Origin of the sequence: Erythrobacter sp. MTPC3 (genome assembly GCF_042854385.1) — a bacterium.
Classification (GTDB): Bacteria; Pseudomonadota; Alphaproteobacteria; order Sphingomonadales; family Sphingomonadaceae; genus Erythrobacter.
On sequence record NZ_BTGP01000002.1, the window covers coordinates 71,569 to 86,192 of the forward strand.

Sequence of the window (14,624 nt, forward strand, 5' to 3'; positions counted from 1 at the left end):
TATGATCATCCTCGGCCTGGACCCCTCGCTAAGCTGCACCGGATGGGGCGTGATCCGCGCCGAGGGCTCGCGCATTCAGCACATTGCCAACGGTCAGGTGAAAACCGATGCAAAAGCGCCTGTGACGGATCGGCTGCACCACCTGCATGACGCCGTGCTGGCCGTGATTGCAACCCATGCGCCGGACCGGGCTGCGTGCGAGGAAGTGTTCGTGAACAAGAACCCGAAATCCACGCTGAAGCTGGCGCAGGCGAGGGGAGCCGTACTGGCGGCCTGCGGCGCAAGCAGCCTCACCGTCGATGAACTCGCTGCGCGGCTGGTAAAAAAAGCGGTGGTCGGCACCGGCGCGGCCGACAAGGCGCAGGTCCAAGCGATGTTGAAGGTGCTACTGCCGGGGGCACAAATCGCCGGGGCCGATGCGGCCGACGCGCTTGCCGTCGCGATCGCTGCGGCGCACACGAAGCGGGCATGATCGACTGTAAGTTGTAAAAATGGTAACAAAGCCCGTGGTCGCGCAGACGACTCGGGAGAGTATTCATGACGAAACTTGCACTACCACTGGTGGTTGGCGCAGCCATGCTCGCCGGTTCTGCGGCCCATGCGCAGAGCTTTACTTATGAAGTTGTTTGGCAGCCTGTCGAACAGATTGGCGGCATAACCGGACCAGACGGACCGCAGTACCAGGGCGGCGTTGTCGAAGGGAGGTATACCACCACTTATGCCGACGGGACGGTGAATAATGGCACTGTAAAATGCGTCGGTACGGATCAGCCTGACGGCGGGATCTTCGCTATTCACTTGGCTTGCACGACCAAGGAAGAAGCGGGGACCGCATCGCTTGCCTATGGTTGCAATTTCATCGGCGAGCCCGGACCGGATGCCCCTCTCGGCTGCATTGGTGCGTTGCAGGGCAAGGAGGGTGAAAACGCCGGCCGCAACGGCAATTTGACCATGGAATGGTACACCAATGCCAATGCGCGCGGAACAGGTGCCTGGTTCGCACAGTAACTAGTCCAAAAACGAATTGAAGGCCGCCGAGGATCAACCGGCGGCCTTTTTTTGTCAGTATGAAACCCGGTCTTGCGGTTCGCTGCGCAGCACGTCTAGGTGCTCCGCGACCCACGAATACAAGCCTGAGTAGTAGGTACCCAATGACCATACATGTTTACGGCATACCCAATTGCGACACGGTGAAAAAAGCGCGCAAATGGCTTGATGCAAACGGCCTCGATTACACCTTCCATGACTACAAGAAAGAAGGTGCCGATCCTGCGAAAGTCAGCGCGTGGATCGCCGACAAGGGCACCGATGTCGTGCTCAACAGACGCGGCACGACTTATCGCAAGCTTTCGGACGAAGAAAAAGCTGAGGCTGCCGTTAGTCATAAAGCTGCAAGGCTGCTGGTTCAGCACCCTTCAATGATCAAACGCCCAGTGGTCGAACATTCTGGTGGCATCCTGGTAGGTTTCAAGGAAGACGAATGGTCCGCAAACTTGTCCTGAGCGCGCTGGCGCTTGCTATGGCCACGCCGACTATGGCGCTTGCCCAAGGCGATCCGATTGTCATCGCGCATCGCGGTGCAAGCGGAGACCGGCCCGAACATACGCTGGCCGCCTATGAGCTCGCGATTGAGCAAGGTGCCGATTATATCGAACCGGACCTCGTCGTGACCAAGGATCTGGTGCTTGTCTCGCGCCATGAAAACGAACTGTCGGGCACAACCGATGTCGCCAGCCGCGAAGAGTTCGAGGATCGCCGCCGCGACAAGACTATCGATGGACAGCGCGTGGCAGGCTGGTTCGCCGAAGATTTCACGCTGGCCGAGCTGCGCACCCTGCGGGCCCGCGAACGCGTGCCGAGCGCGCGGCCTGACAATGTGCGCTATAACGGCCTCTATCAGGTTCCAACCTTTAAGGAGATCGTCCAGCTGGTGCGAATCAAGGAAGCGGAAACTGGACGCACAATCGGCTTATATCCGGAGCTGAAGCATCCCACGTTTTTGCTCGAGGATGCCGGTATCGATATGGTCGATCTCATATTGCTCGAACTGCGCGACCTCGATATTTCTGCTGATGGTCCGATCTTCATCCAAAGTTTCGAAGTGGGGCCGCTGCAACGCCTGAACCAGCGCAGCGATTACAAGCTAGTGCAGCTGATCTCCCCCGAAGGCGGGCCGGCGGATGAACCGGACATGCGGTATGCTGAAATGATCTCACCGACCGGGCTGGAGGAGATTGCCGAATATGCAGACGGTATCGGCCCATGGCTCGGCTATGTGCTCGACCCCTCAACGATGGAGGACACGGGACTGGTTGGCAGAGCGCACGCCAATGGCCTGAAAGTCCATCCATGGACCCTACGCAAGGAAAACGGATTTCTCCCCGCGGCGCTTCAGACAGGCGGCGGTCCCGCTGCTGACGGGCAATATCGGCTGTTATGGGCAAAGGCGATTGCCAGCGGCGCTGACGGGTTCTTCACCGACAATGTCAGCGAATTTATCGAAGTGTCGGGCGCGGAATAAAGCGCCGCGTCAGATGCGGCGGGCCGACAAGATATAATTGAGGCTTTCATTGCCTGACAGGTGCAGCCCTTTACCCAAAGCGTAGGAAATACCGCGCCGTTTGACCACTTCAAGACCGATCTCGCCGAGCAATTCTTCAAACTCCTCCGGCGTGATGAAGTCATTCCAGTCGTGCGTGCCTTTGGGCACATAACCCACAGCCTCTGCCGCGCCGACCAGCAACAGGCGCGAAGCCGCCGTGCGGTTGGGCGTGGACATTACCAGCAATCCGCCGGGCGCAAGGCGGTCAACGACGTTGGAGAGAAATGCGCGCTTGTCTGCCACGTGCTCGATCACCTCGACGCAGGTGACCAGATCGAATGTTCCAATGTCCAAGCCGCCGACTTCGCCAGCCATATAACGGATATCCAGCTCGCTCGCCTCGGCATGGGTGGCGGCAACCGAGATGTTTTCCGCCGACGCATCAACGCCCGTCACCTTTGCGCCTAGACGCGCGAGTGGCTCACAAACTAACCCTGCGCCGCAGCCAATGTCGAGCGCGGTCTTCCCGGTCAGCGGCCTGATGGAGCGGCTGTCTCCGCCCCAATGCGCATCTATAGCGGCCCTGATGAACTCCATTCGCACCGGATTGACCTGATGCAGGCTGGCCATCTTGCCGTTTGGGTTCCACCAGTCGCGCGCCAGATCGGAGAAGAACTCGGCCTCTTCGGGGCGGATGGTTACATTTGATACGTTTGCGTTTCCCATGAAGCCTCCTTAACAGCGCGCGTGCACAGTCACCAGCAGGAGCTTGGGCATCTTGGCCAAAAGCAAACAACGCATCGTGATGAAATTCGGCGGCACCTCAATGGCCGGGACCGAGCGTATTCGGCGCGTGGCAAATATCGTGCGCGCGCAGGCCGCGCCGAACAAGGACGGCGTGGAAAGCGAAGTTGCAGTCGTCGTCAGCGCGATGGCGGGCGAAACGGACCGGCTCGTCAATTTCTGCCGCGAGGCAAACGCGCTTTATGATCCTGCCGAATATGACGTGGTCGTTGCCAGCGGCGAACAGGTGACCAGCGGCTTGCTGGCGCTCACGCTACAATCGCTGGGGTGCAAGGCGCGCAGCTGGCTCGGCTGGCAAATGCCGCTGAAAACGGTTGAGGCCCATGCCAAGGCACGGATCGACACGATCGACGCTCCGGAAATGGTTGGCGCAATGGCTGACGGCGAAATCGCGGTCGTGCCCGGTTTTCAGGGCGTCTCCGCGCAGGGGCGGGTCGCCACCCTTGGGCGCGGCGGGTCCGACACCTCTGCTGTCGCGGTGGCCGCCGCAGTCGGTGCTGATCGCTGCGATATCTACACCGATGTAGACGGGGTCTATACAACCGACCCGCGCATCGTTGCCAAGGCCCGGAAGCTGAAAGCGGTCACATACGAAGAGATGCTGGAACTCGCCAGCGTCGGTGCGAAAGTCCTTCAGACGCGTTCTGTCGGACTGGCAATGAAAGAGGGCGTGCGATTGCAAGTCCTCTCCAGCTTTACCGGCGATGATGCGATTGCGGCTGACGAACTGCCCGGCACGATGATCGTGTCGGACGAAGAAATGGATGAATTGGTGGAGAAGGGCCTGATGGAACGCCGGCACGTCACAGGTATCGCGCACGACAAGAACGAAGCGAAGATCATCCTCACCCGGGTCCCCGACAAACCGGGCGCGGTGGCGCATATCTTTGAGCCGCTGGCCGATGCCAGTATCAACGTTGACATGATCATCCAGAACGTCGGCCGCGACAAAGGCGAAACCGACGTGACCTTTACCGTTCCGCAGGCCGATCTGGCCCGTGCGCAGGCGATGCTGGAGGACAAGCGGGAAATCATCGGTTTCAACCGGATCATAACCGACAGCAAAATCGCCAAGATCAGCGTCGTCGGTGTCGGCATGAAAAGCCATGCCGGTGTCGCCAGCACCATGTTCCGCTCTCTGTCAGACCGCGGCATCAACATTCAGGCAATCTCCACGTCCGAGATCAAGGTGAGCGTGATGATCGACGAAGACGAGACGGAATTGGCGGTCCGCGTGCTGCATACAGCCTATGGTCTCGACGCAGAGGATTAACGCGCCACGCCTCGCGGCACGGGGCGGGCATTTCGCCGCTGTTAACCCTGTTTGGTAGCAATCTCTTAAGAGTGCTAACCCGACTTATCGCGCTCCATAAGGAGTCGCGAAGAATGGTTCTCAAAGCCCACCTAAACCCGTCCCCGTCTGTTTCGGACGAGCGTGGCAACCCGCGCCGCGAGATGCAGCTTCAGACTTCTGCCGCGCAGGCTGGCGCAGCCGAGGCAAATGTCACGGTCCACAATCTGTCAGCCACCGGGATGTTGCTGGAAACGGACATAGCGCTTGATCAGGGCGAAATGATTTCGGTTAAACTGCCAGAGGCCGGGCGGGTCACGGCCAAGATCGTCTGGGCCAATGAGCGGCTGTATGGCTGCGAGTTTCGCAAGCAGCTGGATGAAAGCGCAATTGCAGCTGCGCAAACAACTGACATGCTGGGCCGTGCGCGGGGCGCGTCTTCGGCGCGGCGCTCTGACAGAAAAGCGGCATCACAGACATCTGAACCGTTCGGCATCAGGCTTAACCGGCTGCGGCGCGAACGCTCACTCACCCTTGCACAGGTTGCCGATGCGCTCGATGTGAGCAAGCCAACCGTCTGGGCATGGGAAAAAGGCAAGGCGCGGCCGCTGCCGGAACGGATGGATGCAATCGCAGACGCGCTGGGGGTAAGCGCCGATGAACTTGGCGACACTTCAGTATCCGGCCAAGGCGCTGCAATGGTTCAGGAATGTCGCCTGCGTATTGCTGCTGAATACGGAACAGACCCTGACAACGTCCGTATAATGATCGAAGTCTGAAGCACGTTTTCTGTAAATACCGGGAGATCGCGCGTGCCAGAATTCATTTTTATGGTAAACAAATTCCAGCGTTGATTCGTTAATTAGCCAAGTAAATTGAATAAGCTAACAAAAGTAATATTGATCAGTGGGATTACAGGGGTGTAATTGTTTCGCAGATCGAGTTTGTTAGCTTACGAGTTTGCAAAGCCTGACGAGTTAAACAGGGGTTGGTCGCTAAAGCCGGGGGCAATTCGGCATGAAAATGGGTTTGAACGACGTCGAAGGTCGTGCGTTGCACGGTCTGGTAGAAGAAGCATCTGGCGATATCGTGATACGTCTCGATCCGCAGGGATTTCTTGTCTACGCATCCGAGAACATTTCCGAGATCGGCCGTGATCTCACCGGCATGCTGGTCATGCCGCACATCAGCGATCTCGCGCAGAGTGAGCATGGCGAGGAGGTCGCCGATTTCGTCGGCCGCATTCTCTCAGGCCAGACAACACGCGGGTGGTGCGAATTTCCGGTCGTGCTGCGACCTGCCGATGGCGGTGTGGCAGGCAGCCTTAAAACGGAAACCGCCCATTGTTCAGGCCCGCTGCCCAGACCCGATGTCAGACCTGAAGACCGTCTGCGCTGGTATGCGTTGAGCCTCAAAGCCGTCACGGGGGAAGGCGGGACAATCACCGGCGCGGTCGGCCTGCTGCGTTCGGTGCAGCACAAACGCACGCTCGAAGGGGAATTGCACAGCCGCGCGGTCACCGATCCGTTAACCGGACTTGCCAACCGCCACGCTTTTTGCGCCAGCCTGCGCCGCCATCTTGCAGCCGGGGGCGGGCAATACCTTGTCATCATGGCAGTTGACGGAATGCGCGCGTTGTTCATGCAATACGGTCAGCGGACCGCCGATGAGATCATGTGGGGCTTTGCAAAGTTCCTGGAAACGATGGCCTTGCCAGGTCACGAAATTGCGCAGCTGGACAGTGAACGCTTTGCCGTGATCCTGCCGGATATGACAGCGGAAGCGGCGCGTGAGTGGGCTGAAGATGTCCTTCAAACGTTTTCTGCCCTGGCTCTGCCGACGTCTGCACGCGGCCCGCGTCTCAGCGCAAGCGCAGGTATGGCGGCAACAGAATGCACGGTGGACTGGACGCTGCGCCAGGCGGAATTGGCGCTGGTCATGGCGAGGGCAGGCGGGGGCAAGCAGGTCGGCCAGTGCGGTTATGCCGTTGCCTCGCTGCCGGTGGCTGCCAACATGACCGGTCCTGATCGCGCATTTGGAGTTGCAGGTTTACCGCGCTAATCCGGCGGTCATGGCGCACACAGCAACGATTCTCCTCCTCGGCTCCGGTGAACTGGGCCGCGAATTTGTCATCTCTGCAAAGCGGCTCGGCGCGCGGGTGATCGCCTGCGACGCTTACGATAACGCGCCTGCGATGCAGGTCGCGGATGCGCGTGAGGTATTTTCGATGCTGGACGCGGCTGCCCTGCGCGAGGCGGCGAAACGCCACCAACCCGACATGATCGTGCCCGAGATAGAAGCGATCCGTACCGAGGTGCTCGCAGAGCTCGAAAACGAGGGGATGAACATTGTCCCCTCGGCACGGGCGGCGCAGCTCACCATGAACCGTGACGCGATACGTGATCTGGCCGCAGACGATCTGGGTCTGGTCACTTCACGGTATCGCTATGCGACGACGCTGGAAGAGGTGCGGATCGGTGCCGAGCGAACGGGTTTTCCCTGCGTGATTAAACCGGTCATGTCCTCATCGGGCAAAGGCCAAAGCAAGGTCGAAACCGAAGACGGCCTGGAAGAAGCGTGGGATTACGCCGTGGCCAACATGCGCGGAGACCGGGCGCGCGTGATCGTCGAGGAATTCATCGATTTCGATTACGAGATAACGCTGCTTACGGTGCGCCATGCCGGCGGCATCAGTTTCTGCCCGCCAATCGGCCACCGCCAGGAACGCGGCGACTATCAGGAAAGCTGGCAACCTGCCGCCATGAGCGAGGCTGCGCTGGAAAAAGCGCAGGATATGGCCGCCACGGTGACTGAGGCGCTGAAAGGCGGCGGGAAAGGCTGGGGTCTGTACGGTGTCGAATTCTTCGTGCGCGGCGACGATGTGATCTTTTCCGAACTTTCACCCAGGCCGCACGATACCGGCATGGTCACGATGATTTCGCAAGACCTCTCGGAATTCGACCTGCATGCACGGGCCGTGATGGGCCTGCCGGTGCCGGTGGGCATCGCCACCTGCCCCGCAGCGTCAGCGGTCATCCTTGCCGACAGGGATAGCGAAGAGTTTGCATTTGACGGGTTGGATGCCGCACTCGGCCTAGAAGGTGACGTTGATGTCCGGCTGTTCGGCAAGCCTGCAACGCGTCCGTACAGGCGCATGGGCGTAGCACTGGCTAGCGCGGATGACACCGATGCGGCGCGCGATCTGGCGGCTGAAGCTGCGAAGCTCATACGTATTCGTTACCGCGAGTAGGGCGCCTCGCGCGTCCATGCGGTGGCGATTGCCCGTCAGCGCATTGCCTTAAGCGGCGCAGGTGACTAATCGCCGCCGGCATGACTGATTTTCCCAAATCCGCTGCCATGATGCAGCGCGGCACCGAATTTCTTGGCTGCGAAACCGCAATTCTTTGCGGCGCAATGAGCTGGGTTTCCGAGCGCAATCTGGTTTCTGCCATTTCCAATGCGGGCGGATTTGGCGTGATCGCCTGCGGTGCGATGACACCCGACCTGCTTGACACTGAAATCGCAGAGACCAAGGCGCGCACGGATAAGCCGTTCGGCGTCAACCTGATCACCATGCACCCGCAATTGTTCGACCTGATCGCCGTGTGCAAAAAACACGGCGTCACCCATGTCGTATTAGCTGGCGGCATTCCGCCCAAGGGTAGTGTCGAAGCGATCAAGGAGTTTGGGGCGAAAGTGATCGTCTTTGCCCCGACATTGGCGCTTGCGAAAAAGCTGCTGCGGTCTGGCGGCGACGCGCTTGTGATCGAAGGAATGGAGGCAGGCGGCCATATCGGCCCGGTTTCCACGAGCGTGCTGGCACAGGAATTTCTGCCGGAGCTTGCCGAGGATCATCTGGTCTTCGTCGCAGGCGGCATCGGGCGAGGAGAGGCCATTGCGGGCTATCTGGAAATGGGCGCATGCGGCGTGCAGCTGGGCACCCGGTTCGCCTGCGCGACAGAAAGCATCGCGCATCCCAATTTCAAGAAGGCATTTTTCCGCGCGAAGGCCCGCGATGCTGAGGCAAGCGTGCAAGTCGATCCGCGTCTGCCGGTGATCCCGGTCCGCGCTCTCAAGAACAAGGGCACGGAGGAATTCACTGCCAAACAGATGGAAGTCGCTGGCAACCTCGACCGCGAAGAGGTCGATATGGGCGAGGCCCAATTGCAGATCGAGCATTACTGGGCGGGGGCCCTGCGCCGCGCTGTCATCGATGGCGATGTCGAGAACGGATCGCTGATGGCTGGCCAAAGCGTCGGGATGGTAAAGCAGGAAGAGCCCGCCGCCGATATCATCGCCCAGCTGATGCAGGAATGCGAGGATGCGCTCGCGCGCCGCTAATGTGTCGCAGCCGTTAATCCTGACGCTCAGCTGCGCTGATCGCCCCGGTATCACCGCGCGGGTCACGGGATTTCTTTATGATCGGGGCTGCAACGTCCTAGACGCGCAGCAGTTCAATGACCGCGGCGGCGACACCGGGGCTGACCGGTTCTTTATGCGGGTTGCGTTTGATCCGACTGGCACAGCCGCGCAGAGCCTGCGCGATGACTTCGTCCCGCTGGCCAGTGATTACGCCATGGAATGGTCCATCAAGGCGCAAGACCGCCCGCGCCGGACGATCATCATGGTAAGCAAGTTCGATCATTGTCTGGTGGACCTCATTTACCGCTGGCGATCAGGCGAGCTGAATATTGATCCGGTCGCTGTCATCTCCAACCACGCCCTTGCGCAGACCACGCAGGCCGATCTTGGCAGCATCCCTTTTCATCATTTGCCGGTCACCAAATCCACCAAAGCGGACCAAGAGGCTGAGGTTCGCCGCATTGCTGATGACGCCGATGCGGAACTCGTGGTGCTGGCGCGGTATATGCAGATATTCTCCGATGACCAGTCAGCGCATTTTTCCGGGCGCTGCATCAACATCCACCACAGCTTCCTGCCCGGTTTCAAAGGTGCGCGGCCCTATCATCAGGCGCATGAGCGCGGGGTCAAGATCATTGGCGCAACCGCTCATTTCGTGACCGCCGACCTTGATGAAGGGCCAATCATCCATCAGGATGTGGAACGGATAACCCACGCTGACAGTGCGGCCGATCTGGTGCGCAAGGGACGCGATATCGAACGCCGCGTGCTGGCAGAGGCAGTGCGGCTGTTTGCGCAGGAACGGGTGCTGATGAACGGCAACCGGACCGTCGTTTTCCGGGGTTGAAGGAGCCAGTATAATGATTGTCGAGCGGCTGGACCACGTGAACATCATCACCGACAAGCTGGCCGAAACGTCGATGTTTTATCGCGAATTACTGGATCTTGAAGAACGCGACGGCCCGCCTCCGATGAGGTCTGATCAGGTGCGCTGGATGGTTGATCGCAGCGGCATCGCGATCCTGCACCTGAACTCGGCCGACTTCCCCCGGCATTTCGATCGTAAGGTCGAACCCGGAGCTGAAACCGGTGCGATCCATCATGTCGCGCTGCGCTGCAATGATTTTGGCGAAGTGAAATCGCGGCTGGACGCTCGCGGTGCAGATTACACGATCAATGAAGTATCTTCGGCGGGTCTGAGGCAGATTTTTACCTCAGACCCGAACAATGTCCTGCTGGAATTGAACTTCTTTGCGGATTGATCGCGCGGTTTATTTGCGCGCTATTTGCCCGCTGGGTTCCATCGCCTTGTCCTGATTTGCGCGGAATATGACGTATTCCCGGATAGCCTGGATCTCCTCCTTGCTGAGAGATTCGGCGAAGGACGCCATGCCATTATCTTTAAGCATACCGCCATGAACGACCGCTTCCCATGCCTGACGGTTGCCCAGCGATCCGGCGCGGCGCAGATCGGGAAGCACTGTCGATCCAACGGCAGCCGGAGCATGGCACACGGCGCAATAGCGCGCATATTTCTCAGATCCTAGGGCGATCGTCTCCGCGCTCGCCCGGCTCGGCGGAGGGTCTAGCGGCAGGCTAGCCAGTTCCATTTCTGGCGGCAATTCGCCCTGCGCGCCCAGTTTGAACACCATCAAACGTGAGACGTTTCGAACCGGCGCCTTGCTCGACACCAGCCCGCCATCGACGGACAAGGCATAGGCACCGCCCCATCCAGCGAGGACGGCGACGTATTGCTCTCCATCAACGGTGTAGGTGATGGGAGGCGCAACAACGCCTGTCTGGGCAGCGAACGACCACAGCTTTTCTCCCGTTCCGGCGTTGTAGGCATTAAATTCGCTTCCTGCGGTGCCTTGAAAAACGAGATCGCCGCCGGTTGCAAGCAGGCCGCCATTCCACGGCCCCTCATGCTCGACCGTCCAGCGCGGTTCCTGCGCAATCGGATCCCATGCGACCAGCATCCCTTTCAGGCTGTCGCTAACCTGACGGCGTATGCCCATATCGGGCGGCAGATCGCCCGCGCCGAGGTTGAACCCGACATTGAAACCACGTGCGCGGTCCGGCTTCCAATTTTCTTCCGGGGCATAGATCATGCCAGCTTCGAATGCCGGAATGTAGACAAGATTTTCGCCGGGGTGATACGCCATCGGATGCCAGTTGTGACCGCCTAGCGCGCCGGGAGTGACCAACGCGGGAAGTCCGGTTTTGTCGACGCGGGCTTCTGGATTTTCAATCGGGCGCCCATCATCACCGATGCCAGATGCCCAATTGACCGTGACGTAAGGGTCGCCGCTGATGAATTCGCCGGTGGCACGGTCGATGACATAGAAAAACCCGTTCTTGGGCGCCTGCATCAGGACCTGACGCTCTTCTCCGTCGATCTCCATATCGGCCAGCATGATGTGCTGAGTGGCGGTGAAATCCCACGTCTCGCCCGGCGTGGTCTGGTAATGCCAGACATATTCGCCGGTTCCAGGCCGGATCGCGACGATGCTTGAGAGGTATAGATTGTCCCCCTCGCCAGTGCCATCTTCGCCCGGAGAACGATAGGCGCGGTTCCACGGCGAACCATTGCCAACTCCGATGTAAAGCAGGTCAAGATCCGGGTCATACGCCATCGAATCCCAGACCGTGCCGCCGCCGCCTATCGCGTCATTTGCCGCCAGCACATCGGTGTTCCATGTCTGCGCAGCTGCTTGCAGATATTCTGGCGAGGCGTCGTCCTCCGTCCCCTCTGGCACAGTGTAGAACCGCCACAGTTCGGACCCGTCTGACGCATCATATGCAGCGATATAGCCGCGAACGCCAAATTCCGCTCCGCCATTGCCTATGATGACTTTGCCATCGATGACGCGGGGCGCGCCTGTCACAGTGTAGCTTTGTGCCTGATCAACCGTCACGGTCTCCCACTGCACTTCGCCGGTATCCCGGTCGAGCGAGACGAGCCGGCCATCTAGAGTGCCCAGAAACAGGCTGTTGCCCCACGCAGCCAGTCCGCGATTGACCGTGTCGCAGCACGCCTTGACCGCTGTTTCGCCCGGCACCTGCGGATCGTAATCCCACAGCGGAGCGCCGGTTGCTGCGTCAAACGCCTTCACCTTGCTCCACGCGGTAGTGAGGTACATCTTGCCATCAATGACCAGCGGAGTGGCCTCCTGACCGCGCGCTGTGTCCATATCGGCAAACCATTCGAGGCCAAGATCGCCGACGGTATCGGTGTTGATCTGATCAAGCGGTGAAAACCGTTGTTCAGAATAGGTGCGACCATGCGTCATCCAGTTGGCCGTATCTTCGTCGGCACTGATCAGGAGAGGGGCAGTTATGCCGCTATTCTCTGACGATCCCTCCAGCATTCCGTCACAGCCGGCAAGCGATACCGCACCAATCATACATATAGGCAGCGCCCACTTTCCAATAATCATCCCAAAACTCTCCCTCTCGGATTGAATGTTGCCGTGGGAGGGAACTCTTGTCCATAAGTGTCGTCTTACAAGAAACAATTTTCGGACGCTGCGGCGCCAGCAGGAGACCACGATGTGCGATGAAGCCAAACTCAAAAGCTGGGCCAAGGATGCTCTTAGCCGCCGTCAATTCGGTGCGATTGCAGGGGCCGCAGCGGTTACGGCTTGCGCACCTGCCGCCAGCACGGGCAGCGCCATTTCAGATACGCCCGCGGGCGGTTCCCGCGGTATCAGCATGGTCAGCAAGGCTGTCTCTTTCCCGACCGCAGATGGCACAATGGACGGATTTTTCGTCTTTCCAGAAGCTGACCGGCAATATCCCGGTGTCATCCTGTGGCCCGATGTCGCCGGTTTGCGGCAATCGAAAATTGAAATGGCCATGCGCCTTGCGAACGAAGGGTATGCCGTTTTCGTCGCCAACCCCTATTACCGGGACGTAAAAGGCGAGCAGTTTGCCGACTTCGCAACCTTCATCGATCAGCAGGGTTTCCAGAAAGTCCGTCCGTGGCGTTCAAAACTCGATGGCGAAGCAATCATGAGGGACGCCAGCGCAATTGTGGAATGGCTCGACGCTCAGGACCAGGTAGACACCTCGCGCGGGATTGGCACACAGGGATATTGCATGGGCGGCCCGTTCACCGTCTGGAGCGCCGCCGCTGTCCCTGACCGGGTCAAGGCAGCTGCCAGCTTCCACGGAGGCGGGCTGGTGCGAGAGGATAACCCAATGAGCCCGCATAAGGTATTGGACCAGTCACAGGCGAGCTATCTGATCGCTGTTGCGCAGGATGACGATGCCGAAGACCCGCAAGCGAAAGTGACATTCTCCGAAGCGGCAGAGGCCGCTGGCCGCGCAGCCCGGGTGAAAGTGTTCGCCGGTGATCACGGCTGGACCGTGCCTGACAGTCCTGCATACAACGAAGCAGCGGCCGATCAGGCTTATAGCGAGCTTGTCGCGCTGTATTCAGCGACGCTTTAGGAGTTGGCCCCTGCGCCGGTCCCAGGCGCATCAGCGCCTCGTGCTTCACGCTCTTTGTTTCGTTCATTGCTACGACCAAAGCGCCCGAATTTGCGGTAGCGGGTCATCCATTTGTCGAGAAACAGGCCCAGTGGGCGCGGCTCAATGCCTAGCTCTTTGAACGTACGATGTTCACCGCTGACCGTGCTGCCGGGTTTTAACAGGGTCCATTGATCCTTGCTCATTGGTGTGCCCGGCATGCTGGCAAACGCACCTGACAATCCATCCGGCATCGCGATGAAGCGGCGCTTGCGGCCCTGAGCTTCGGCGATACGCTGATTTATCTCCATCATCGAAAGCTGTTCTGGCCCGCCCAGTTCATAAATGTGACCGCCATGTTCGGCAGGGTTTTCAAGCGCAACGGCAATCGCCTCTGCCACGTCATCGGCAAAGACCAGCTGCAACTTTGCATCCGGCCCGAACACGGGGAGAACCGGAAGCATCTCGATCATCTGCCCGAACATATTGAGGAAGTTGTCGTCTTTCCCAAAAACGATCGAGGGGCGCATGATCGTCGCATTGGGATAGCCAGCGCGCACATTCTCTTCGCCTTTCGCTTTTCCACGTGCGTAGGCTGCGCTGGAATCGGCGTCTGGCCCTATCGCGCTGACATGCACCATGGCCGTAATACCGTTCTCGCTGGCAAGGCGTGCGATTGTTCCAGGCGCTTCGCCCATGACCTCATCAAGATTGCCTTCAAACGCACCGACCAGATTTACGGCATAATCGGCGCCGTGCATCGCGGCTGCCACGCTGTCAGCTTTGGTAATATCGCAGCGTGCAAATTGAAGCTGGCCTAGATTGGCGAGCGGCTGCAAATCGTGCGCCTTTTCAGGATTGCGGCTGGCAATTCGCAGGCGCGCACCGCGTTCAAGCAGGCTTTGCGCAACATAATTACCGATATAGCCGCTCCCGCCAAAAACAGTGATTAGCTTATCGGTAAGAGGCGAGGTTGAGGTCATGGCAAACGGGTCCCGTGCGGGCGTGAATTTCTGAAGTGAGAGCGTGCCGTGCATTTAGTCTTTCGGCGCAGCTGGTTCAATGCCGAGATGGCCAATCAACACCGTAATAGCCACTGCCGGTGAATATGAGTCGTTGACAGGCACGCGCCGCCCTCGCTATTGGCCCGCC

At 59.3% G+C, this 14,624-nt stretch carries 15 protein-coding genes; 12 read left to right on the forward strand and 3 right to left on the reverse strand.

Annotated elements, in window-relative coordinates:
* Nucleotide 1: 1 nt before the first annotated feature.
* From ruvC to ACGHU1_RS03085, 4 genes are all read left to right on the forward strand, one after another.
* Entirely contained in the window at nt 2-472 is a 471-nt protein-coding gene (ruvC, locus tag ACGHU1_RS03070; protein ID WP_390583332.1) for a crossover junction endodeoxyribonuclease RuvC, read from the forward strand.
* 65 nt (nt 473-537) lie between these two features.
* On the forward strand, nt 538-1,008 hold the full coding sequence (locus ACGHU1_RS03075) for a hypothetical protein (protein ID WP_390583334.1): 471 nt from the start codon (nt 538-540) through the stop codon (nt 1,006-1,008).
* Nucleotides 1,009-1,151: 143 nt separating this feature from the next.
* Complete coding sequence (locus ACGHU1_RS03080; protein ID WP_390583337.1) at nt 1,152-1,502, forward strand: arsenate reductase; 351 nt, start codon at nt 1,152-1,154, stop codon at nt 1,500-1,502.
* Nucleotides 1,481-2,521 carry a glycerophosphodiester phosphodiesterase gene (locus ACGHU1_RS03085; protein ID WP_390583340.1) on the forward strand — a complete coding sequence of 347 codons (1,041 nt, stop codon included), beginning with the start codon at nt 1,481-1,483 and terminating at the stop codon, nt 2,519-2,521. The genes ACGHU1_RS03080 and ACGHU1_RS03085 overlap by 22 nt, the downstream gene beginning before the upstream one ends.
* Nucleotides 2,522-2,530: 9 nt before the next feature.
* Here the strand turns inward: ACGHU1_RS03085 and ubiG are convergent, their stop codons facing one another.
* Nucleotides 2,531-3,268 carry a bifunctional 2-polyprenyl-6-hydroxyphenol methylase/3-demethylubiquinol 3-O-methyltransferase UbiG gene (gene ubiG / locus ACGHU1_RS03090; RefSeq protein WP_390583343.1) on the reverse strand — a complete coding sequence of 246 codons (738 nt, stop codon included), beginning with the start codon at nt 3,266-3,268 and terminating at the stop codon, nt 2,531-2,533.
* A 79-nt stretch (nt 3,269-3,347) separates the two neighbouring features.
* Here ubiG and ACGHU1_RS03095 point away from each other — a divergent pair, with 79 nt between their 5' ends.
* From ACGHU1_RS03095 to ACGHU1_RS03125, 7 genes are all read left to right on the forward strand, one after another.
* Nucleotides 3,348-4,619, forward strand: coding sequence for an aspartate kinase (locus ACGHU1_RS03095; protein ID WP_390583921.1), 1,272 nt, complete (start codon nt 3,348-3,350; stop codon nt 4,617-4,619).
* Nucleotides 4,620-4,732: 113 nt separating this feature from the next.
* Nucleotides 4,733-5,416 (forward strand): helix-turn-helix domain-containing protein, encoded by a 684-nt coding sequence (locus ACGHU1_RS03100; RefSeq protein ID WP_390583346.1) that lies wholly within the window; start codon nt 4,733-4,735, stop codon nt 5,414-5,416.
* Between the two features lie 238 nt (nt 5,417-5,654).
* Entirely contained in the window at nt 5,655-6,698 is a 1,044-nt protein-coding gene (locus tag ACGHU1_RS03105) for a GGDEF domain-containing protein (protein WP_390583349.1), read from the forward strand.
* 10 nt (nt 6,699-6,708) lie between these two features.
* On the forward strand, nt 6,709-7,887 hold the full coding sequence (gene purT, locus ACGHU1_RS03110) for a formate-dependent phosphoribosylglycinamide formyltransferase (RefSeq protein WP_390583352.1): 1,179 nt from the start codon (nt 6,709-6,711) through the stop codon (nt 7,885-7,887).
* Between the two features lie 80 nt (nt 7,888-7,967).
* Entirely contained in the window at nt 7,968-8,978 is a 1,011-nt protein-coding gene (locus ACGHU1_RS03115; protein WP_390583355.1) for an NAD(P)H-dependent flavin oxidoreductase, read from the forward strand.
* Nucleotide 8,979: 1 nt separating this feature from the next.
* Nucleotides 8,980-9,846: a formyltetrahydrofolate deformylase gene (purU, locus tag ACGHU1_RS03120; protein WP_390583923.1), complete on the forward strand. Its 867-nt coding sequence runs from the start codon at nt 8,980-8,982 to the stop codon at nt 9,844-9,846.
* A 13-nt stretch (nt 9,847-9,859) separates the two neighbouring features.
* A complete protein-coding gene (locus ACGHU1_RS03125) occupies nt 9,860-10,261 on the forward strand; it encodes a VOC family protein (RefSeq protein ID WP_390583358.1) in 402 nt (133 codons plus the stop codon).
* A gap of 9 nt (nt 10,262-10,270) precedes the next feature.
* On the opposite strand, the gene ACGHU1_RS03130 is transcribed toward ACGHU1_RS03125, so the two are convergent.
* Nucleotides 10,271-12,439: a PQQ-dependent dehydrogenase, methanol/ethanol family gene (locus tag ACGHU1_RS03130; protein ID WP_390583361.1), complete on the reverse strand. Its 2,169-nt coding sequence runs from the start codon at nt 12,437-12,439 to the stop codon at nt 10,271-10,273.
* Nucleotides 12,440-12,551: 112 nt separating this feature from the next.
* Here ACGHU1_RS03130 and ACGHU1_RS03135 point away from each other — a divergent pair, with 112 nt between their 5' ends.
* Nucleotides 12,552-13,454, forward strand: a complete 903-nt coding sequence (locus tag ACGHU1_RS03135) for a dienelactone hydrolase family protein (protein WP_390583363.1) — start codon at nt 12,552-12,554, stop codon at nt 13,452-13,454.
* Here ACGHU1_RS03135 and ACGHU1_RS03140 read toward each other — a convergent pair.
* Nucleotides 13,451-14,455 carry a complex I NDUFA9 subunit family protein gene (locus tag ACGHU1_RS03140; protein ID WP_390583365.1) on the reverse strand — a complete coding sequence of 335 codons (1,005 nt, stop codon included), beginning with the start codon at nt 14,453-14,455 and terminating at the stop codon, nt 13,451-13,453. The genes ACGHU1_RS03135 and ACGHU1_RS03140 overlap by 4 nt on opposite strands.
* Nucleotides 14,456-14,624 lie beyond the last annotated feature (169 nt).